A 21,807-nucleotide genomic window follows, 5' to 3' on the forward strand; every position below is an offset into this window, starting at 1 on the left:
GGTTGTCACCGGTGGAGCGTTGGTACTGTGTCCCCCGCCGCCGGCGAGTTGCTTCGAACACGAACTCGCTAATACGAACCTACAAACTGTAATTTCACAGCCCCTTTTTTTGCAGATTTTAGCCGCGGGAGAGCTTGAAGCTATCGCAAGGGGAAGTTGGTGAGGGCTGCTGGCCGTCCAGCGGGAAGGTAGTTGTTCCTTGAAAGCTGGGCAGTAGCTTCAACGACTGCTGGGGGCAGTTGCCCGTGCAGAGGCCGCAGGCCGTGCATTTTATGGGAGAAAATTGCAGGCAGGCAGAGCCCTGTTCCGATGCGCGGGTCAGGGTGAGGGCCTTTTCTGGACAGAGCATGGTGCAGAGGCCGCAGCTGTTGCAGGGAGCTTTTAGGGTCAGGCCGGGGAAAATCGCGGCGGGATCGATAGGCGGTGCTTGTTTGGCAAGCCAGATGACCGGGTCAAAGGCGTAGCGGTGCTCGACTTGCGCGGCGGCAATTTCGGTGGCGCCTTCCTTGGCGGCAGTAAAGAGCGACCGGAAGAAGGAGCGCCGGGGGACTGAGGGAGCTGGCGCAGGCGCGGCTTTCACCCGAACTAATTTTAACGGTGCTTTGTTCGCTTCCTGCAGGGATTCGTTACAGGCGTCAATCTCCTGTTCGAGCCATTTGGCAACCGCCGGATTACAGCTGGCACAACGGGACGTATCGATTGCTAAGGGCTTTTGGCTGGCCAGTGCCCAGAGCAGGCGGCGATTAAGGGCACCGAGACAGGGCATGCTGCCAGGGCTGACTTTTTGGCACATGAGCACCTGAGGTTCCAGGTTTTGTACCGCTGTCAGAGCATTGTCGTAATCGGTATCGCTATGAATGGCGCCGGTGGGACAAATGGCCGTACACAAGCCACAGTTATCGCATTTTTCGGCGTCAATTTCCCGGTTCTTTATCGCCTGTTTGGGGCAGATGGTTTCGCAGCGGTTGCAGGTCACGTTGGTATAGTGAAACAGGCAGCGGTTCAGGTCGATTTCGCGCTTAGCCATGGTTTTAGCCACCTTTCATCAATTAGTATACGATGCCATTATACCCCCTTTGTTTATTTTTTGCCAAAGCTGTATTGCTGGCGTCGTCTTTGGCATAGCAGCAGACGAGCAAGAGCTTGTGGATTACCTTGGCGTTTTGTATAAGTGAAAAGCCATGCCTTCTGCAGCTAAAGGGCATTAACCAAGTCTTTGAATGTGCTGCTGCCCGTTTCGTTTGGGAACGGGCATTTTTTATGTTATAATAAGTTCTATGAATGGGGGAATCGGCGATGCGCTTGGAAGAAATCATCAACCATCATAGGAAAGATTTGAATGAGACGGACCTGGTTGTCTGGAAGTATATTCTCCAGCATCGTAGCGAGGCCCGTCATATTTCGATTCATGAATTGGCCAGAGCCTGTGCGGTGTCCAGTACGACGATTGTCCGCTTTGCGCAAAAGCTGGGCTTTGATGGCTTTGGGGAACTCAAGGCTGTCATGAAGATGGAGGAGCCGGCAAAGTCCTTTTATCATGAGGATGTGCTGCAGGATATGCAGGCCTTCTATACCCAGACTGGGGAGAAAATCTTTGCGCGGAATTTCGACAGTGCCAGCCGGCTGGTTCGGGAGGCAAACCGTGTCTATGCCTTTGCTTCGGGGTACGTACAGAGCAATGTGGTACAGGAATTGAAGCGCCTCTTCTTTTACGATAACGTGCTGATTTACGAGATTCGGGGCTATGAGGAGTTTCGTTCTGTTATCCGCAATACGACGAAGGATGACCTGTTTATTTTCGTGTCCCTTTCCGGTGAGACGCCGGCGGTGGTAGATTTTGCCCGCCAGCTGCAACTTCGGGAGCTGCCGCTGATATCGATTACGAAGCTCCATGACAATACGCTAGCCAGTCTGTCTACGGTCAATCTTTACGTTTCGCCAGCCCGTTTCCAGATTTACGATAACGATGATGAGCATACGGCGTTCCAGTCGATGATGCCCTATTTCATGCTGGTGGAAATCTGGTACGTCAAGTACCGCATCTACTGTGCAAGTTTGGAAAAGAAATCCTTGGATATCCTGTGAGCCCAGCTGGGGCGCGGGCGTGTACCAAAGTACAGGAAATGTACCAAGGTACGGCCTGGGGGTAAAATGCCGAAAGGCCGCGAACCTATTGCGTTCGCGGCCTTTTTTTTGTATTCTTGGTTTACAAGATATCTTACAGGGTGTACAGGGCAGGATGCCAACACATCCGAATGTTCGGTAGCAATCCTTTTATTGATTCAAGACAGATAAATGGGAGGGTATAAGAAATGTCCTTGAGTAAAGACCGCATCATGCAGGGGATGCAGCGGTTTGGCGGCGCCATGTATACGCCGGTCATTCTGTTCGCATTCTTCGGTATCATGGTAGCCGTTTCTATCGTTTGCAAGAACGAGGGACTGCTCGGCAGCCTGGCTGCAAAAGGAACTCTTTGGTATGACTTCTGGTTTGTGGTGGAGCAGGGGGCCTGGACGGTATTTTCCCAGATGCCAATCCTCTTTGCCATTGCCGTGCCGATTGGTTTTGCGAAGAAAGAACCGGCGCGCTGTGCCATGGAATCCTTCGTTATCTACATGATTTTCAACTACTTCATTTCCGGTATCCTGACGCTAAACGGTGCGTTCTTCGGTGTGGATTACAGCCAGAACGCCGGCGCTGGTACGGGGCTGGCTATGATTGCCAACATCAAGACGTTGGACATGGGCATGCTCGGAGCCATCTTTATCGCCTGTGTGACGGCTTGGCTCCACAACCGGTTCTATGATACGGATATCCCCGATTGGCTCGGAATCTTCAAGGGGCCGGCCTTCGTTGTAGCCGTTGGCTTTGCGGTGATGTTGCCGCTGTCCCTGCTCTTCTGTGTCGTTTGGCCGGCTATCCAGCACGGTATCATGAACTTCCAGGATTTCCTGAAATCCAGCGGTATCGTCGGCGTTTGGGCTTACACCTTCTCGGAACGAATCCTTTTGCCGGCAGGCCTGCATCACTTTATTTATCTGCCCTTTATCTTTGGCCCCGCCGTCTGCGATGGTGGTATCCAGCAGTATTGGCTCCAGCACCTTAATGATTTTGCTACGAGTGCCCAGAGCCTCAAAGAAATGTTCCCGGAGGGCGGTTTTGCCCTGCATGGCAGTGCCAAGGTCTTCGGTCTGCCGGGAGCTGCACTGGCTATGTACATGTGCGCGAAGCCGGAGAAGAAAAAGAAGACGGCTGCGCTTTTGATTCCGGCGACGATTACCGCTGTTCTTTGCGGCATCACGGAACCGCTGGAGTTCACGTTCCTGTTTGTGGCACCGCTTCTCTATCTCGTTCATTCGCTGCTGGCCGCAACCCTTTCGGCTACGCTCTACTTCTTCGGCCTGGCTGGTAACTTTGGCGGCGGCCTCATCGACTGCTTCGTGCAGAACTGGATTCCGCTGTTCCCGTATCATTCGGGTACCTACATCATGCAGATTGGCATTGGCCTCTGCTTTACGGCAATTTACTTCGTGGTCTTCCGCTTTATGATTCTGAAGTTCGACTATGCAACGCCGGGCCGTACGGCGGATGATGTGGAAGATAAACTCTTCTCCAAAGACGAGTATAAGGCGAAAAAAGAAATGGAAGATATGGGTCTTGCTGGCAATGCCCTGGCCATTAAAGCCAAGGTGTTCCTGGATTGCCTGGGCGGTCCGGGGAATATCCAGGAGGTCACGAACTGTGCAACCCGCCTGCGCGTAACGGTAGCCGACCCGGATAAGGTTAAACCGGTATCGAAATTCACCAAGGCTGGCGCCTTCGGCCTGGTTAAAAATGGCTGTGCGATCCAGGTAATCGTAGGCCTTTCCGTGCCGCAGGTACGCTGCTATTTTGATGCGTTGCTGAAGGGCGAGCCCATCACGGAGGAGGCTTGCGCAGCCAAAGAGGCAAAAAGTCAGCCCGCAATGCCCAGCCTGGCGATGAAACTCAATGCCTGCATTTCGGGGCACCTTATCGATATGAGTGAAGTCAATGATGAGATGTTTTCGCATAAGATGATGGGAGATGGCGTGGCCATCGAACCAACGGGAGATACGGTAGTTGCTCCGGCTGATGCGGAAGTCACGATGGTCATGGAAGAAAGCCTCCATGCAATCGGCCTTCGCCTGGACAACGGTGCTGAGCTTTTGATTCATATCGGCATTGATACGGTAAAACTCAACGGCCGTGGCTTCCAGCTGCTCACGAAGCAGGGCGTGAAGGTCAAAGCCGGTGATCCGCTCATCAAGTTTGATCCACAGGTAATCAAGGAGGCTGGCTATCAGACGACGGTTATCATGGCGGTCACGAACTCCAGTGATTATCCGCAGATGAAGAAACAGCCGGATCAGCAGGTTACCGCTGATGAAACGCCGATTCTGACGTTCTAATCCCCTAGGAAGGTACGATATCATGAAAGACATGAAATGGTGGCAGAAAACGGTAGTATACCAAATCTATCCCAAAAGTTTTTTGGATACTACCGGCAGCGGCCAGGGCGATATCCCCGGCGTCACCAAACGGTTGGATTATTTGAAGACATTGGGGGTGGGAGCCGTTTGGCTCACCCCAGTGTACCCGTCGCCGATGGTAGACAATGGTTACGATATTGCCGATTACACCGCGATTGACCCATCCTATGGTACGATGGCAGATATGGAAGAGCTTATTGCCGAAGGCAAAAAGCGAAATATTCGCATCGTCATGGATTTGGTCTATAACCACACATCCGATAAACATCAATGGTTTGAAGAATCAAAGGCAAGCCGGGATAACGCGAAGGCGGACTGGTATATCTGGCGCGATGCTAAGCCCGATGGTTCGGCGCCCACCAACTGGCGTTCGATTTTCGGCGGCAGTGCCTGGACTTGGTGCGAAGAGCGTCAGCAGTATTACCTGCATACCTTTGCCGAGGCCCAGCCGGATCTCAACTGGGAAAATCCCCAGGTGCGGCAGGCACTTTATGCGGCGGCAAATTTCTGGCTCGACAAGGGCGTTGGCGGTTTCCGCATAGACGCCATCGTCTATATCAAAAAGCCCCAGGAATTTATCGATGGGGAGCCAGACAGTGCCGACGGCATGGTCAGCATCCATTCGATGATTGCCGATACGCCGGGAATCCTGGATTTCCTCCACGAGTTCCGCCGGGAAGTCTTCGATGGACACGACATCTTTACCGTGGCGGAAGCCAATGGCGTCGAGCCGTCAGAACTTAAAGACTGGGTTGGCGATCAGGGAGCCTTTGATATGCTCTTCGAGTTCAGCCATACGAATCTGGAGTTCCCGGACGGTGAGCTTTGGTGCCATGCTACGGGCTGGAAACCGGAGCTGGTAAAGGAACTCAAGGCGGTTCTTTCGGCCAGCCAGCAGGCTACCGCTGACAATGGCTGGTATCCGATTTTCTTCGAGAATCACGACCAGTTCCGCAGTGTGCGGCATTTCTTCCCCGATGATTCGGACCCGAAGATTACGTCAAAGATGCTGGCGACGGTACTCTTTACGCTCCGCGGTACGCCCTTCATCTACGAAGGACAGGAGCTGGGCATGGACAATGTGGCTTGGGACTCCATCGAAGATTACAACGATATTTCCTCCCACGGGCAGTATGAATTGGCCTTGAAGGAGGGCGTGACGCCCCAGGAGGCCATGAAAGTCATCCATCGGTACAGCCGGGACAATGCTCGCACGCCTATGCAGTGGACTAAGGGCCGTCAGGCTGGTTTTACCAAGGGGACGCCTTGGCTGCCGGTACATGACGATTATCGGAGCTGCTGCGTGGAAAGTGAAGCACTAGACGAAACGTCAACGCTGCTTTACTATCGCCAATTAGCCCGCATCCGGGCAAATGGCGATGCAGCTGGGGTTCTCCAGCAGGGCGACTACACAGAGCTTTTGCCGGATAATCCCGACGTCTACGCCTTCCGCCGCCGCTTCGGCTGTCGCCAAGTGGTGACTCTGGCTAACTTCAGTGGCTATGAAGTCCTCTATGATGCCAAGAAATTAGCAGGTGCAGATCTTTTGATATCCTCCCAGGAGGGTAGTGCCAAAGGTGTTCTGCGGCCTTATGAAGCCGTTTGTTATTTGATGGAAACTGAGAAAGGAGGAGAGGCAAAATGAAGATTGCCGCCAGTGATTACGATGGAACGCTGTTCCGCAATGAAGTGATTGCTAAGGCTGATGTGGAAGGAATCCGCCGCTGGCGGGCGGCTGGCAATAAGTTTGGCGTAGTCACGGGCCGTGACTACGGCATGCTGGCGCCACAGCTAAAGCATTATGACATCGAGTCTGACTATGCCGTCTGCAATAACGGCGGGCTCATCTGCCGGGCTGACGGCACGCCGCTCTGGCAGGGCGAGATTCCGCACAAGACGCTGGCAGAAATGGTCCAGGAGCCTGGTGTACGCCGCTCCTTCCACTTCGCCTTTTCGGCAGCGGATACCACGTACCTTTACCATGAGCGTGAGGGTTCGTGGATTTCGCGGGAAGCAAAGCAGTGGGATTTCAAGATTAAAATGATTACGGAGCAGGACATCATGAGCCTGCCACAGATTCATCAATTTTCCCTGGGCTATCCGGAGGCAAGTGAAGCCGCCGAGGTGGGCGAAATCCTCAATGCCCGCTATGGCGATGTGATTCATGCTTATCCGAACCGATGCAGCCTCGACATTACGCCGAAGGGCATCAGCAAGGAACAGGGAATCCGCAAGATGTTAGAACTCATGGGTTGGGACTGTGCGGAGATTTGCACCATTGGTGACGAAATCAACGACCTGCCCATGATAGAAGCTTTCCATGGATTTACCGTTGAAACGGCCCGAGATGCCATTAAAGCACGCGCCCAAAAGGCGTATGCTGGTGTCGGTGCCATGTTGGAAGCGAATATTTAATTTCCCCCAGGAAACATATAACCCCTTATCCTAACGAGATGGCACAGAGCGTCCCTTTGCTGTGTGCCATCAACGCTGACAACAGAATACGCCGGACGGCATCATTCTGAAATCATACATAAATAAGTGAATATGTGTAGAGATTTTCATATCGGAACATGGACAGATACGGAAATCTCTTCTCATATAAGGTAAATTGTGAGAATGTTTAGCGGAAACAGATAATACTGATAAAGCTAAGCAAAGGGAAAGGAAGTTTTGGAAAATGCGACTCAACAAAAAAGCTTTGGCAATCCTCACGGGACTCACTCTCAGCACTGGTTTCAGTGCTACGGCAATGGCGGCAACGGCTGACAGCTTCAGCGATGTGCCGAAAAATCACTGGTCTTATGAAGCACTGGATTACCTCGCCAAAGAGGGCGTAATCGATGGTATGGGGGATTCCACCTTCCAGGGCGGCCGTTCGATGACCCGCTATGAGATGGCCAGCGTCGTAGCCAAAGCAATGCAGAAAAAAGACATCAGCTTCGGGGACAAAGCTGTACTGGACAAACTCTCCGCAGAATACGCCGGCGAACTCGACACCCTGAACAAAAAAGTCGACGCAAACACGAAGGCCATCAAGGATCTCAACGCCAAGACGGATAAGTTCAAGGTTTGGGGTATGGCGCGCGTGCAGGCCGGTGATGACAATGGGCTGAAGCATGAGTCCATTTATAGCAAGTGGGCAACGGAAAAAAATGGCGATTATAACAACCGCTTCTATATGGATCTTGAAGGACAGATGAAGATCAATGATCATGCGGTTGCTCGCTTTACTATCGAGAAGAATGCACGCTATAGTGATAAAGAATACGTTGCAAGGAATGTTACTGTCCGAGATTCGACAGGGAGTGTGAAATACCACACTACTTGGGGTGACTTTATCAGAACGCCAGTTTCTGGCGAATTACGGGACATGCCGGACATGGATACGAACCACAATGGGTCCATTTCTAACATTTGGGTTGAATTACAGCTTGGACCGAAGCATGATTGGTACACGAACATCGGCCGCAAGTGGAACGGCATCGGCATGCAGAACCTTCTGCTCGGCGGTCAGGTTGATGGCATTCAGACCTATCATCCAATTGAGCATGGCCATGGCTGGTGGATGAGTGCTCAGTACTGGAAATCGGCTGCGGATGCAACGGAATATGAATTAGAATATAAAGAAAATGCAACTAAGGATGGTTATGAGTTCGTTGGAGCGAAAGTATATGCGCGCCGCAATCCAGTCAACGCAACGCTTGATTTCTGGGGGCCGCTTGGCAAGTATGTTGATGCCAACATCGGGTATACACGCATCGTGGGTCATAAGTTTAACAACAATAATGATGGCTACTGGTATGATACGTCGGGCTTCATGAATGCTGACCTCGCTGTGAAGCTCTTCAAGGACTTCAAGGTTACGGGCTCTTATGTCAAGGCGTTCACGAATCAGACAGGCAACTATGGCCATGGCGACCGTGACCTCGCTGTCCGCTTCGATTATCGTGGTACTGACCTCAACAAGGTTGGTACGTGGGGGCTCTATGCGAAATGGATGAACCTCGGCGCTTTCGCGGATCTCGGTCATGATGATGAGTGGTCCACGCGCGAGCCGACCTTCACGAATGGTATTCGTGGCTGGTACTTCGGCTTCAAGTGCGTACCAGCACACAACGTCGAGTGGGAGACCCTCTGGGCTCCGCATCTTTCCGAGCAGATTACCTGGAACAATCCGGTCAAACGCCATATCCTGCGCAGCATGCTCGACTTCCATTTCTAATCGTTTGACAGCATAATAAAATAGTAACGCACGAAGGCATTCTCTATGGGAGGAGGCCTTCGTGCCCTATTGAAAGGGGCTATATCGATATGAATCGCAAGAAACTCTTAGGACGGGCAGTGGGTGTATCGCTGACGCTTAGTCTTATGGCCGCTCCCTTTGTGGCTCCGGCGGATATGATGCCGACGGCCTTTTCGATTTCCGTGGCTGAAGCGGCCGCCGCAGTAGGACCGACGGATGTCGTGCTGGTGGGTACGGTACAGACGAAGTTCGGTGCTGGTACGGATTGGGCACCTGCTGATGGCAAGACGAAGATGACGCCAATCGGCAAAGGGATCTATGAATATAAGGGCAAACTGCCCAAAGGCAATTATGAATACAAGATTGCCATCGGCGGCAGTTGGAGTGAGAATTACGGCGCCGATGGGGCTTCTGATGGTGCCAATATGAAGCTGAAGCTCACCAAGGATACCGAAGTTACGTTCACGTATGACAGCGTGACCCATGAGACAAAGGTGAGTTATGAAGGGCAGGGAGCAGCAGCTCAGGCTGAGGCACCCAAAGCCGCCGTGGCAGCGCCTGCCGGTGCCGTTGGTGCGCAGGATGTTGTACTCGTCGGTTCCCTGCAGAGTGCTTTGGGGGCGGCCAAGGACTGGGACCCGTCTGACGCCAAGACGATTATGAAAGCTGACGGCAAGGGCCATCGCGTTTTCACGGGCAAGCTCAAAGCTGGCAATTACGATTTCAAGGTCGCGCAGGGCGGTTCCTGGGATGTGAACTACGGCAAGGACGGCCAGCCTAATGGCGGCAATATCGCTTTGCGTCTGGCTGCTGACCACGAAGTAACTTTTAGCTATGACGAAAAGACGCATGCGATTTCCTACGATTATGAAGGCAAGGCGGCTGAGCAGGCCAAGTTTGCGAACCAGCGCGAAATCGTGCTTTGCGGTGATTTGCAGACCTTAGGCGGCGCAGCGGCCAAATGGGCACCGTCGGATATGGCAACGAAGATGACGGCGGGCGACCATGGTTTCTACACGTTTACGATTAAGAATATGCCAGCGGGTACTTATAACTATAAGATTGCCATCAATGGCAGCTGGGCCGAAAACTATGGCCTAAACGGCATAGCCGATGGTGCGAATGTTTCGTTGACGCTCGACAAACCGGAGACGGTTACGTTCTATTACAACGACAAGACCCATCGCATTGCCGACAGCCATAATTATAAAATGTTAAACGCTAGCGAATTGCCGAGACTTTCGGGAATTGCCGGCGTTACGGATGGCACCATGTATGATTTGATGCTGTCGGGGCTTTACCAGACGGAGGCCAAAGTGGCGGCTGGCAATTATACGGTCAAGGTCACGCAGGCGGGGCAGACCCCGATTACCCAGGCTGTCCATATTGCCAAGACGACAACGGTCACGTTCTACTATGATGCGGCGAAGAAGCGCATTATTGCCGATGATGGCAGTATCCGCGCCGATAAGGTCGTCCATGACAGCTGGAATAAGGAGGAGCGCAGTCCTTGGGGGGCCGTGGAAGAAGGCACGCCCGTAACGCTGAAAATCCGCACGGGGGCCGGTGATGTGGAGTCGGCCAAAATCATGGTCACCAAGGCCGCTATGACGACTAAGGGCGGCGATGAGTACAATCCGGATTACGACTCTGGCACCACCACGTATTACTCCATGAAGAAAATTGGCACCAAGAACGGCCAGGATATCTGGCAGGGAAGCTTTACTCCGAAGGACTATGGGATTTATGGTTATAAGTTCGTCCTCAATGACACGAAGGAATACGGGGATGACACCAAGACTGGCGGCACAGGTGAGTTAAAGCTCGCCGGTACGAAATACTTCCAGGTAACGGCTTACAAGAAAGGCTTTGAGACGCCGGCTTGGGCGAAGGAAGCCGTCTGCTACCAGATTTTCCCGGACCGTTTCTTTAATGGCGACCCGTCTAACGACAATGCCCGCGATACGGCGCGCGGCACGCAGCCGGTTCAGCATCGCAGCTGGAATACGCTGCCAGCTAACGCTGGCGCTGGTGCCGCCGATGGCGATAAGTGGGATTGCAACGATTTCTATGGCGGCGACCTTGCCGGTATCACGAAGAAACTCGACTATCTCAAAGGCATGGGCGTAACGGCTATCTACCTCAATCCGATTTATGCCGCCTCGTCCAACCATCACTATGATGCGCGTAATTACGATGCCGTTGACCCGTTCCTCGGCAATTTCACGGACTTACAGAAACTTGCCGAGGAGATGAAGAAACGCGGTATGCACCTCATTATGGATGGCGTTTACAACCATGTCGGGGATGATTCCATCTATTTCGACCGTTATAGTAAGTACAAGACGGTGGGGGCCTATGAATATTGGAGCCGCATCTATGACCTGCAGAACAGCAAGGGGCTGTCCTTGGATGCCGCTAAGGCTGAGGCCAAAAAACAACTCGAGGCCGAAGGCCAGGTGTTCAGCCCGTATCATTGGGAGAATTGGTTCGACATCAAGAACGTCAAGGCCCATGATGAGATGGGCGATAAATACGCCTACCATGACTGGCAGAGCTTCTCGAGCCTTGCGCCGTTCCGTGACAAGGACTATCCAGGCTATGACAAGACGACGCCTGACCATACGGACCTTGGCGATTATCTGCTCTATGGCCGTAACGGCGATAAGGGTGTAATCATGAAGTGGTTTGACTATGGCCTGTCGGGCTGGCGGCTTGATGTTGCCAAGGAAGTTCCGCCGGGATTCTGGGCTAAGACCCGTGATGCCGTCAAGTCCGTCAAGACGCAGAGTGGCGATACGCCGCTGCTTTTGGGCGAGATCTGGCAGGATGGCTCCCAGTTCTTTATGGGCGATTCCATGGATTCGGTCATGAACTACAAGCTTTCCGATACGCTGATGCACTTTGTCATGGGGGGCAAGGCTCAGGATACGGATGATGTGCTCATGCAGCTGCGCCAGAATTATCCGCAAGAAGCGCTTTATAATCTTATGAATATCGTAGATTCGCATGATACAGCGCGGGCTATCTACACCTATGGTGGTGGCAAAGATGGCGTGACGCAGGCGCAGAAGTCTGACTTTGACTATAAACTCGGCAAGAGCCGCCTCAAGATGGCCGTGGCTTTTGAGATGGGCTATCCCGGCATGCCGACGGTTTATTATGGCGATGAAGCCGGCCAGTTTGGTTCCAAGGACCCGGACTGCCGCCGCACCTTCCCCTGGGGAAAAGAGGATAAGGACCTGCAGAATTTCTACAAGAAGGCAATTACCGCGCGCAATAAGAACAAAAATGTCTTTGCGCTGGGTGACCTCGATACCTTGATGGCTAAGGATAATATCTATGCTTACCAGCGCAAGGCTGTCGATGGTTCGGGCAAGGTCGGCGTGGTAGCCCTTAACAATGGCAAAGCCCAGCAGGTTACCTTGAAGGTTGCCGCTGCGGATGGTACTGTGTTGAAAGACCAGCTTACGGGCATCAAAGCAACGGTCAAAAACGGGGAAATTTCCTTCCGGTTGGGAGAGAATCAGGCCGTTATGATGGTTAACTGATGAGAGAACTGATTTAAAAAAGCTGCCGGGAACAGAGGAAAAGCTGTTCCTGGCAGCTTTTTTTGTGAATGCCGTTACATGTATACATATAATCAACCTTTAACAATAAGGAATTATGTGCTATAATGTTCAATACTGATGTACTTTACAGATGTACATACAGAGGAACTATACGTTGTAGAAGGAGCATTCTATATGAAACAAGAAGACAATGAGTTTATGCAGCATGAGTTGCGTCTGCCTGAACTTACGGTCCGTGGTATGCTGCTTGGTGCTATTTTGACGGTTATTTTTACGGCATCAAATGTATACCTCGGCTTGAAGGTCGGTTTGACGTTTTCGTCGGCTATCCCGGCGGCGGTTATTTCGATGGCCGTCCTCAAGATGGCAAAAGATTCGAATATCCTGGAGAATAATATGGTACAGACGCAGGCTTCGGCGGCTGGTACTCTTTCGGCTATCATCTTTATCATCCCGGGTATGCTGATGATTGGTTATTGGCAGGGCTTCCAGTTCTGGCAGACGCTGTTGGTATCGGCCTGCGGCGGGTGCCTGGGGGTACTGTTCACGATTCCGCTTCGCCGGGCGATGGTGGTGCATAGTGATTTGGCCTATCCGGAGGGGGTGGCTGCCGCTGAAATCCTGAAGGTTGGCAGCAATTCGGCTAAGGATTCCAAACAGGGCAGTGGCTTGAAAGAAATCATGTCCGGCGGTATTGTCGCTGGTATCGTGGCGCTGTTTTCCAATGGTTTCCAGGTCCTTTCGGGAGGGCTTTCCCTCTGGTTCCATGTGGGGAAGGGAATGACGCAGTTCCCCATTGGTTATTCCACGGCTCTTGTTGGTGCTGGCTATCTTATTGGTATTGCCTCTGGTCTGGCCATGCTCGTTGGCATTTTGCTTGCCTGGGCGGGCTTTGTGCCGTTCTATACGATTACGGGCGCTGTGCCGGATGGCATGACGCTGCAGAAGTTTGCCGGCGCTGTCTATCAGGAGCGCGTCCGCTTGATTGGTGCTGGCGCTATGGGCGTTGCGGCTGTTTGGACGTTATTGACGCTGGCAAAACCGGTTATCGATGGTGTCAAAGAGTCCATTGCGGCACTCAATATGCCAGCGGCTGAACAGGGAAAGCACCGCATGGATATTGACATGTCCATCAAGAGCATTGGCCTGGTTTTTGCGGTGACGGTTGTTGGCCTGCTGGGGATCTTTTATGCATTTGTCAGCCCAGCGGGGCTGACGATGGCACAGAATCTCACTTTCGTCGTGGTGGGCGTTGGGGTGGCTGTGCTCATGGGATTCTTTGTGGCGGCCGCTTGCGCTTATATGGCAGGTCTTGTCGGTACGTCTTCCAGCCCGATTTCGGGGATTGGCATTCTAGGCATTATCGTGGCATCTCTTGTCATGTATGCCCTTTGCTCCAGCTTTGGCATTTTCAGCCTGCCGGGCGGTGAGAAATTCGCCACGGCAACGGCTATTTTCACCACGTCGATTATCATGGCGATTGCCTGCATTTCCAATGATAATATGCAGGACCTCAAGACGGGCTATCTCGTCGGGGCTACGCCCTGGCGTCAGCAGGTTGCCCTGCTTTTAGGCTGCGTGGTCGGTGCTCTCGTTATTGCGCCGGTACTGAACCTTCTCTATGAGGCTTATGGCTTCCCAGGAGCACTGCCGCGTCCGGATATGGACCCGGGCCAGGCGTTGGCCGCTCCGCAGGCTGCCCTGATGACGACGATTGCGCAGGGCATTTTCTCCAGCCAGCTGGCATGGGAATACATCTATCTTGGCATGGGTCTTGGCGTCGTTCTCGTAATTATCGACCTGGTACTCAAACGCCACACGAGACATTTGTGCCTGCCGCCGCTCGCCGTTGGCATGGGCATCTATCTGCCGCCATCGGTTCAGACGCCGCTGGTTATCGGTGCCGTTATGGGCTATTTCCTCAATAAAAAGCTTTGGAAAGAAAAGGGCGAAGAAGGCCGCAAGAACGGCATGCGCCGCGGCACGCTTTTTGCCTCTGGCTTGATTGTCGGTGAATCCATCATCGGTGTGCTTCTCGCCGGCATTATCGTTGTATCGGTATCGAGCGGCGGCAGCGACAGCCCGTTGGCCCTCGTCGGCAAGGATTTTGCCGATACGGCTGAATGGCTGGGCTTGTTGGTATTTTTGATCACGCTGGGGATTTTTGGCAAGGTAGTTCTCGGCAACAAAAATAATTAAACCTAATAAATGACACTTTAGTGATGCAAAAAGGCCGCTGACTCGGTTGAGTCAGCGGCCTTTGTTTTTGTTGTTTAGCGAACGTTCATGGACAGCTCAATGAATTTATTGGCGAGCTTGGCTTTCTGGAGGACTTCTTCAGTGATGTCCTGGCCAGCCTGTACGATTACGATGCCGTTGTCCATCTTGATGTCGCGCGTAGCTTTTTTGCCGAGCAGGAAGCGGCGATGACGCTCTTCCGTTGCTTTGTCGGCAGCAGCCTGTTTTGCTGCATCGGCAGCCGGAGCAGCAGGTGCTGCAGGTGCCGGTGCCGGTGCCGGTGCGGCTTTGGGAGCCTCTTTTTTCGGTTCAGCTTTTGCAGCTGGTGCCGGAGCAGCTTTGGGAGCCTCTTTCTTTGGCTCGGCTTTTACTGCTGGAGCGGCCTTCGGTGCTTCAGCTTCCGGAGCTTTGGCCGGAGCAGCTTTTTCTGCCGGAGCCTCAGCTTTTGGAGCTTCGGGAGCCTTCGGTTCTTCGGCTTTTGGAGCCGGAGCAGCTGCCGGAGTTACTGGCTTATTTTTTTTTTCACCGTTCGGATCGATGACGGTTACCTGTTTACCAAAGATAGAAATCTGGTCACTGGTAACTTCCGTAGTCGTTCCGTCCGGTGCAGTGATTTCGCATTTTTCGATTTTGCCGTCGTCCCCGATGAAAAGCTCGGAAATGTTGCCCTGGATGGTACCGGATTTCGTGATGGCCTTGGTGCCGATGACGCGAATGTTTTCATCGAGCAGTGCCTCAAAGTCGCCGGCATCGGAGAGGCTCAGGATGTTCTCGCTGTTGGTAACCGTTACGGCATCATCACCGATGGCAATGACGGATTCATAAGGAATCAGTTTAACACCGCGGTACCAATCTTCGTCTTCGATGGTTACGGCTGCGACAGTACCATTTTTGGCATCGATGAGCAGGGTTTTGCTCATGCCCAACTCACGGCCTTCGGTGATGCTGATGACTGGAAGGCCAAGGATTTCTACGCTTTTCTTCATGAATATTCCTCCATTGTATTAGCTGCTCTATTCTTTTTGCTGCTGGAATTCGGCTTCGATTTCCTGCAGGATGTTCGCCGGGATATCCGGGAACGGAGTTGAGAGCGCGTGATGTTTGGATAATATATCCTGGACGATGGTCAGGTAGCGGGTGTTCTTGATGAATTCCTGCTTCATGTCATCGTTCGATGCAATGATTGGAAGGGACAGGGCATCGTGATAAGCCTTGATGGCTGCTTGGTAGTTGGCCTGTTCCTTATAAAGATTGACGAGCTCGATGATGAGGAACGGTGTGTAACTGTCCTCGGGGTAGCTCTTGATTGCCTGCCGATAGGCGCAGATAGCGGCGTCCGGCAGTTTCGGGGCTTTGTCGTAGGCATAGTCGAGAAGACTGTCCAAGGTATCCAGGGCAGCGATTTCCTGTTCGTATACCTGCTGTTTCGCCTTGGCTTCCTGCTGTGCCTTGAGTTCGGCAGCAGCCCTTTGGCGGGCTTCGTCTTTTTCGGCTTGCAGGGCTTTGGCATGCGCCAGGGCTTTTTCTTTTGCCTCGGCCCGGGCTTTAGCTGCTCGGGCGGCAGCGTCTTCCTCGACGGCTGCTTTTTCTTCAGGTGCCGGTGCTGGTTCTTCTTTGGCAGGCACGTTGGTGCTCGCTGCTGGAGAATCAGCTTCGGTGGCGATTACGGCGGATACGGCTGCTTCGGCCTTTTCTTCGGCTTCGGCGATTGTCTCGGTACTGAGAATCTCAGCGACCGGCACGGGTTCTTCCTTGATGGGCTCTGGGATGGCGTTCGGACACTCGACTGTGGCGTCGGTTCCTTTTGCTCCACGGCGCAGCAGCTGTTCGTTGACAAAGGTGACACTAGCGGCTGCTACGATTACGAGTATTCCCAACCGCATATAGTGGGATGGGTCAAGGAAGGGACTCATGGAGATGGCCACGGCATTTACCAGGAAGGCCATGATGGCGCAAAGCACTAACGAAATCCATTTCATCTCGATGCCGATAAAGCGACAGAGATGATAAATTAAGAAGATGCTGACGGCCATAATGGAGCCCGTTACCAGGATAAATGTCATGTTGCTCACCTCTTCCTGTGTTTGGGCATAATACCACTAAGTTTCTAGATTCGACATAGTGGGGGAAAATCCTGCTGCCGTTTGCAGATTTTCCCTACTATTATAACATGTTGAGGTACGTGTAAACAATAGAAAATTGCGTCTGGACCGCGGATGGAAAAAGCTGACGGGGAAAGAGTATTTTTTCGCGTTTGTGGCAGATTTTGACGAAGTTTTATAGTATAATAGAGGGAACAGAAAGGAACGATTCACTATGATGTTTGAGCAAGAGGCTGTAATTCATCACGACAGCGGCATCCATGCCCGCATTGCGGCGATGATTGTGCAACGGGCTAAGGAACTCGGAAAGAAATACGGTACGCCGCTATATCTTCGCAGTGAGCGAAGCGAGCGGTTCGAGATGCACAGTTTGATGAAATTGGTGGCGCTCAAAATCAGTTGTGGTGATTCGCTTTTTGTGGCAGCCGAAGGAGATGAAGGGCGGCAGGCCGTTTATGAGATGGTCCGCTTCTTGGAAAGTGACTTCGAAATGAATTCTCCCGGGGAGATTCACGAGATGGATTTGCTGCTGCATGAGAATGCCTTGATGCAGGAACGCCTGCAGATGATTCTCGAGGCGGTACAGGATGGTATCTGTGTTGTTGACCGTACAGGTGAAATCACCTATGTAAATCCTTCCTATCTGCGAATTGTTCACAAAACGCCAGAGATGGTAGTGGGGCAGAATGTTTTCAAGACGGCTCCCGATGGCAACCGCTGTGGAGTATTGCGTTCTGGCGTGGCCCGCATCGGCAGTATCAGTCACAAAAAGGATGGCACTACGGTTGTGGCCAACGTCAATCCGATTTTCGTCGATGGCGAGATTGCCGGTGTCGTGTCGGTCATCAAGGATATCACGGAATTGCAGAACCTTATGGCCCGGTTGTCCCAGGTATCGGCCCGGGCTGAATATTTGGAGCAGGAGCTCCTGCGCACCAAAAAGACGGCCCAGGCCTTCAAGAATTATATCGGCAAAAGTGGCAAGGTTGTCGACGTATTGGCGCTGGCCTCCAAGGCCGCAGGGTCTTCGGCCACGGTGTTGATTCGCGGTGAGAGCGGTACGGGTAAAGAGGTTATTGCCGAGGGCATCCACTATGCCAGTGAACGCCGCCGGGGGCCGTTTATCCGCGTGAACTGCGGGGCGATTCCGGGAACGCTGCTGGAGTCAGAACTCTTCGGACACGAGAAGGGGGCATTCACCGGAGCGGTTCGCCGCAAGCTGGGCAAATTCGAGCTGGCGGATAAGGGAACCATTTTCCTCGATGAAATCGGCGAGATGGATAAGAACATGCAGGTGAAATTGCTGCGTGTTCTGCAGCAGAAGGAATTTGACCGCATCGGCGGCGAAGAGACCGTACATGTTGATGTGCGCATTATTGCGGCCACCAACCGCAATTTGGAACAGATGGTAAAAGACGGCACGTTTCGCGATGACCTATACTATCGTCTCAATGTCATTCCTATCAGCCTGCCGCCGCTTCGTGACCGCGTCGATGATATCCCGCTTTTGGTGGAGCATTTCATTGAAAAGGTCAGCGTGGAAAGTGGCAAGCGGGTTCGTGGGATTTCGCCGGAAGCGATGGAAGTTTTGATGGCTTACAAATGGCCGGGGAATGTCCGCGAACTGGAAAATGTCATTGAACGGGTGATAACACTGATGGACAGCGATCGGATTATCGTTGCATCGCTTCCCTCCTATATAAAAGGCGAGATGGCTGTACGGGAAGTGCAGCATTTCACGGCGGATACCGCTGTGCTGCCCTGGGAAGAATATGAAAAGCAAATCATCGCCAATGCCCTGAACCAGTGTGGAAGTTTCAATGCAGCGGCTAAAATGCTGAAGATTACGCATAAGACAGTGGCGGCAAAAGCACGAAAATACGGTTTGGTGGAATAAAGTTGGTAAATTTTACCGATGGGTAGTAAAATTTACCAACATATTGAATTGTTTTGGTATTTTTTACCAAAACAATTAACGCCATTTATTTGAGAAAATGGATATATAATTTTAGGCTTTTGCTGAACCCTTATTTTACAAGGGTTCAGAGAAAAGATATAGAAATTTTTTCCAATCTGCAAAAGTTGGCACGCATCTTGCATATTATTATGGCAGTTAGTCAAAACGTGCTGACCTCCTGCAGGGGCAGGAAAAAGAGAGTTTTTTACATTTTAGATGGGAGAGGTATAATAATGACTCAGGAAACTATCACGATCGAGAACAAAACTGGTATTCATGCTCGTCCGGCATCCATTTTCGTTCAGACGGCTACGAAATTCAAATCCAAAGTTCAGATCCAGGCTAAAGGCAAGACGGTTGATGCTAAGAGCATCCTCATGATCATGAGCATGGGCCTTGTCAAGGGCACGGAGATGACGATCGTTGCTGATGGTCCGGATGAGGCTGAGGCAGTTAAGGCTCTGAAAGATCTCGTTGCTTCCAAGTTCGGTGAGGAATAATTCACAGCGCTGAGCAATGTTGCACAATAGAATAGCCTTCTCCCGGGAGGACTCCTGGGGGGAGGCTTTTCGTGCAGTTTTAGTAATATTTCGATAGTAAAAGAAAAGGCTTTCATTTATCATTGGCACATGGATGGATAGAGAGTTTTTTTTCAGGGGGAATAAAGAAAATGGCAGAGACGATTCGCGGTAAAGGCGTAATTTCTGGTATTGCAGTTGGTAAAATCATGTTGGCTGGACAGAATCTGGACGGCTATCTCGTGAACTACCAGCCGGAGAGCAAAGAGACGGAGCAGGAAAAAGCTACGGCAGCCCTGACGGCTGTTGCTGAGGTTCTGCGCGAGAGCATTGAGCGTCTGCAGAAACAGGAGATGGTTGAGCAGGCTGCTATCATGGAAGCACATCGCATGATGGTTCAGGATCCGATGATGGCGCAGAAAATCGAGGAGAAACTCGATGAGAATCCGAGCGCACCGCATGCAGTTCTCAAGGCTGCTGAGGAACAGGCTCAGATGTTTGAGGCTATGGACGATGAGTATTTTGCTGCTCGTGCTGTTGACCTGCGCGATGTCGGTAAGCGCGTAGCAAAATACATCCTCGGCGTTAAAGAGCCAGAAATCGGCGATGAGAAGGTAATTCTCTGCGGCCGTGAAATCGAGCCGTCCGTTATCGCTGGCATGTCGACGGATAAGATTGCCGGTGTTCTTTTGGGCTCGGGCAGCACGACGGCACATGCTGTTATCATCGCTAAGGCTCGTGCTATCCCGACGATTGTCGGCCTCAACAAAGAAGACCGCATCGACAAGATTGCCGATGGCGACCATGTTGTCATCGATGGCGAAGCAGGCCAGATTGTCATCAATCCGAGTGAGGCCGAGATGGCTGAGTACAATGAGAAGATCAAGAAGCAGCAGGAGATGGCTGCTCACTATGCTCAGCTCAAGGATCTGCCGGCGGTTACGACTGATGGCGTAAAAGTTGACCTCATGGCTAACATTGGTACGCACATGGACGTTGACAACGCACTGACCTATGGTGCAGAAGGCGTTGGCCTGTTCCGTTCGGAGTTCGTATTCATGGGCCGTCAGGACATCCCGAACGAGGAAGACCAGTTCAAGGCTTATAAGGAAGCTGTTGAGAAATGCGGTGGAAACCTCTGCGTTATCCGTACGATGGATATCGGTGGTGACAAACCGCTGCCGTACCTCAACATTCCGGAAGAGGAAAACCCGTTCCTCGGTTACCGTGCGGTCCGCATCAGCCTGCAGCGCCGCGACCTCTTCATGCCGCAGCTCAAGGCTATCCTGCGCGCTGGTAAATTCGGTAAAGTCGGCATCATGGTTCCGATGATCATCAATGTCGCTGAGTTCAAGAAAGTTAAAGAGCTCATCGAAGAGGCTAAAGTGGAACTTACCCATGAGGGCAAGGCTTTTGCTGATGACGTTCAGGTTGGTATCATGGTCGAGACGCCGGCAGCTGCTGTTATGACGCCGGTACTCGCTAAGTACGTTGACTTCTTCTCCATTGGTACGAACGACCTCGTTCAGTACACGCTCGCTTGCGACCGCGGCAATGCCAGCATCTCCTATCTCTACAACCACTTCAACCCGGCTGTCCTCCAGCTCATCCAGCGCACGATTACGAGCGCTCGGGAGAACGGTATCTGGGCAGGTATGTGCGGCGAGATGGCCAGTGACCCGAATGCAGCAGTTCTGCTGATGGCTATGGGCATCAGTGAGCTCTCCATGAGCGCACCGTCCATTCCGCGTGTCAAAGAGAAGATTCGCAACATCAGCTCCATCAAGGCTAAGGAAATCCTGGCTGACGTCATGAAGATGGAAGATGGCGACGAAATCAAAGCATATCTGGCAAAAGTTCTGTAAGAACAAACTTTATATCGCTTGAAAAATAGAAGCCCTTGGGAAAAGGAATCACAGCCTTTTTCCAAGGGCTTTTTGCAGGGATTTGCCTGCTGATGAAGAATTGTTATTAGGGAAATTGAATCGCAATAGGGGAGGAAAAGATTTTGAAAAAAGTATTTTTGGCAACGATGATGCTGGCCGGATTTCTGCTTTTTCCGCAGGTGGGAGATGCTGCGATGCGCGGGATCAATACCGAGGGTGGCATGTATGTGACCAATTGCGAAAGCTGGGTCAGCCTGCGGTCGTATGCTTCGACGGAAGCGCCGGCGCTCGAGCGGATTCCGCTGGGGGCGAAAGTAACGATTATCGATGACAATGACCCGTGTTACAAGGAAATGGTATTTGCGCATGTGCGGTATCAGGGACGGCGCGGGTATGTTCTCTATAGCTATCTGACGCCGAAATGGACGTTGTACCGCGTGGTCAACTGCAATGAGTGGATCAGCCTGCGCACGGAACCGTCGACGGAGGCACCAGTGGCAGCCCGCATTCCGCGAGGGGCACAGGTACGCTTTGTCAAACAGGCGGGAAATGGCTTTTATTATGTGGAATATAATGGCAGATTAGGGTATGCCCTGTCGTATTATCTGGACTGAGGGATGAAAAGAGGGCTGCAAAATTACAGTTTGCAGGGGAGTAGTACCCAGTTCGTATTCGAGGTAAGTCGCCGGCGGCGGGGGACACAGTACCAACGCTTCACCGGTGACAACCCGCTACAAGAAATTTTTGCCTTTTAATTAAGAGTTGGAAAACAGTTAA

Annotated in this window: 14 protein-coding genes; 11 read left to right on the top strand and 3 right to left on the bottom strand. The window is 52.1% G+C overall.

Translation table 11 applies throughout. The features are described 5' to 3' along the window. Positions 1-118: 118 nt before the first annotated feature. Complete coding sequence (locus BLQ36_RS12510) at positions 119-1,027, bottom strand: 4Fe-4S binding protein (RefSeq protein ID WP_074515905.1); 909 nt, start codon at positions 1,025-1,027, stop codon at positions 119-121. A 269-nt stretch (positions 1,028-1,296) separates the two neighbouring features. Here BLQ36_RS12510 and BLQ36_RS12515 point away from each other — a divergent pair, with 269 nt between their 5' ends. From BLQ36_RS12515 to BLQ36_RS12545, 7 genes are all read left to right on the top strand, one after another. After that, complete coding sequence (locus BLQ36_RS12515; protein ID WP_074515906.1) at positions 1,297-2,085, top strand: MurR/RpiR family transcriptional regulator; 789 nt, start codon at positions 1,297-1,299, stop codon at positions 2,083-2,085. Positions 2,086-2,312: 227 nt separating this feature from the next. Further along, positions 2,313-4,430 (top strand): alpha-glucoside-specific PTS transporter subunit IIBC, encoded by a 2,118-nt coding sequence (locus BLQ36_RS12520; RefSeq protein WP_074515907.1) that lies wholly within the window; start codon positions 2,313-2,315, stop codon positions 4,428-4,430. Positions 4,431-4,452: 22 nt separating this feature from the next. Further along, complete coding sequence (locus BLQ36_RS12525; protein WP_074515908.1) at positions 4,453-6,156, top strand: glycoside hydrolase family 13 protein; 1,704 nt, start codon at positions 4,453-4,455, stop codon at positions 6,154-6,156. Further along, positions 6,153-6,926: an HAD-IIB family hydrolase gene (locus BLQ36_RS12530; protein ID WP_074515909.1), complete on the top strand. Its 774-nt coding sequence runs from the start codon at positions 6,153-6,155 to the stop codon at positions 6,924-6,926. The genes BLQ36_RS12525 and BLQ36_RS12530 overlap by 4 nt, the downstream gene beginning before the upstream one ends. Positions 6,927-7,191: 265 nt before the next feature. Then, entirely contained in the window at positions 7,192-8,736 is a 1,545-nt protein-coding gene (locus tag BLQ36_RS12535) for an S-layer homology domain-containing protein (RefSeq protein ID WP_074515910.1), read from the top strand. A gap of 89 nt (positions 8,737-8,825) precedes the next feature. After that, complete coding sequence (locus BLQ36_RS12540) at positions 8,826-12,308, top strand: alpha-amylase family glycosyl hydrolase (protein ID WP_074515911.1); 3,483 nt, start codon at positions 8,826-8,828, stop codon at positions 12,306-12,308. Positions 12,309-12,503: 195 nt separating this feature from the next. Beyond that, positions 12,504-14,528 (top strand): OPT family oligopeptide transporter, encoded by a 2,025-nt coding sequence (locus BLQ36_RS12545; RefSeq protein ID WP_074515912.1) that lies wholly within the window; start codon positions 12,504-12,506, stop codon positions 14,526-14,528. Between the two features lie 74 nt (positions 14,529-14,602). Here BLQ36_RS12545 and BLQ36_RS12550 read toward each other — a convergent pair whose 3' ends face one another. Beyond that, entirely contained in the window at positions 14,603-15,553 is a 951-nt protein-coding gene (locus BLQ36_RS12550) for a PRC-barrel domain-containing protein (RefSeq protein ID WP_074515913.1), read from the bottom strand. Positions 15,554-15,580: 27 nt separating this feature from the next. After that, complete coding sequence (locus BLQ36_RS12555) at positions 15,581-16,630, bottom strand: hypothetical protein (protein WP_074515914.1); 1,050 nt, start codon at positions 16,628-16,630, stop codon at positions 15,581-15,583. A 253-nt stretch (positions 16,631-16,883) separates the two neighbouring features. Between BLQ36_RS12555 and BLQ36_RS12560 the strand changes: the two genes are divergently transcribed. From BLQ36_RS12560 to BLQ36_RS12575, 4 genes are all read left to right on the top strand, one after another. Next, positions 16,884-18,566: a sigma 54-interacting transcriptional regulator gene (locus tag BLQ36_RS12560; RefSeq protein WP_074515915.1), complete on the top strand. Its 1,683-nt coding sequence runs from the start codon at positions 16,884-16,886 to the stop codon at positions 18,564-18,566. A gap of 293 nt (positions 18,567-18,859) precedes the next feature. Further along, positions 18,860-19,126, top strand: a complete 267-nt coding sequence (locus tag BLQ36_RS12565) for an HPr family phosphocarrier protein (protein ID WP_033170835.1) — start codon at positions 18,860-18,862, stop codon at positions 19,124-19,126. Positions 19,127-19,296: 170 nt separating this feature from the next. Beyond that, positions 19,297-21,009 carry a phosphoenolpyruvate--protein phosphotransferase gene (gene ptsP, locus BLQ36_RS12570; protein WP_074515916.1) on the top strand — a complete coding sequence of 571 codons (1,713 nt, stop codon included), beginning with the start codon at positions 19,297-19,299 and terminating at the stop codon, positions 21,007-21,009. A 143-nt stretch (positions 21,010-21,152) separates the two neighbouring features. Next, positions 21,153-21,644: an SH3 domain-containing protein gene (locus BLQ36_RS12575; protein ID WP_318260989.1), complete on the top strand. Its 492-nt coding sequence runs from the start codon at positions 21,153-21,155 to the stop codon at positions 21,642-21,644. Positions 21,645-21,807: the final 163 nt, after the last annotated feature.

The sequence above is a fragment of the Selenomonas sp. WCT3 genome (genome assembly GCA_900100835.1).
GTDB classification, from domain to species: Bacteria; Bacillota; Negativicutes; order Selenomonadales; family Selenomonadaceae; genus Selenomonas_A; species Selenomonas_A ruminantium_E.

Excerpts from the sequence above, each read along its gene's own strand:
- BLQ36_RS12525 (WP_074515908.1), top strand. The coding sequence starts at position 4,453 with ATGAAAGACATGAAATGGTGGCAGAAAACGGTAGTATACCAAATCTAT.
- BLQ36_RS12560 (WP_074515915.1), top strand. The coding sequence starts at position 16,884 with ATGATGTTTGAGCAAGAGGCTGTAATTCATCACGACAGCGGCATCCAT.
- BLQ36_RS12555 (WP_074515914.1), bottom strand. The coding sequence starts at position 16,630 with ATGACATTTATCCTGGTAACGGGCTCCATTATGGCCGTCAGCATCTTC.
- BLQ36_RS12530 (WP_074515909.1), top strand. The coding sequence starts at position 6,153 with ATGAAGATTGCCGCCAGTGATTACGATGGAACGCTGTTCCGCAATGAA.
- ptsP (WP_074515916.1), top strand. The coding sequence starts at position 19,297 with ATGGCAGAGACGATTCGCGGTAAAGGCGTAATTTCTGGTATTGCAGTT.
- BLQ36_RS12540 (WP_074515911.1), top strand. The coding sequence starts at position 8,826 with ATGAATCGCAAGAAACTCTTAGGACGGGCAGTGGGTGTATCGCTGACG.
- BLQ36_RS12510 (WP_074515905.1), bottom strand. The coding sequence starts at position 1,027 with ATGGCTAAGCGCGAAATCGACCTGAACCGCTGCCTGTTTCACTATACC.
- BLQ36_RS12565 (WP_033170835.1), top strand. The coding sequence starts at position 18,860 with ATGACTCAGGAAACTATCACGATCGAGAACAAAACTGGTATTCATGCT.
- BLQ36_RS12535 (WP_074515910.1), top strand. The coding sequence starts at position 7,192 with ATGCGACTCAACAAAAAAGCTTTGGCAATCCTCACGGGACTCACTCTC.
- BLQ36_RS12550 (WP_074515913.1), bottom strand. The coding sequence starts at position 15,553 with ATGAAGAAAAGCGTAGAAATCCTTGGCCTTCCAGTCATCAGCATCACC.
- BLQ36_RS12520 (WP_074515907.1), top strand. The coding sequence starts at position 2,313 with ATGTCCTTGAGTAAAGACCGCATCATGCAGGGGATGCAGCGGTTTGGC.
- BLQ36_RS12545 (WP_074515912.1), top strand. The coding sequence starts at position 12,504 with ATGAAACAAGAAGACAATGAGTTTATGCAGCATGAGTTGCGTCTGCCT.
- BLQ36_RS12515 (WP_074515906.1), top strand. The coding sequence starts at position 1,297 with ATGCGCTTGGAAGAAATCATCAACCATCATAGGAAAGATTTGAATGAG.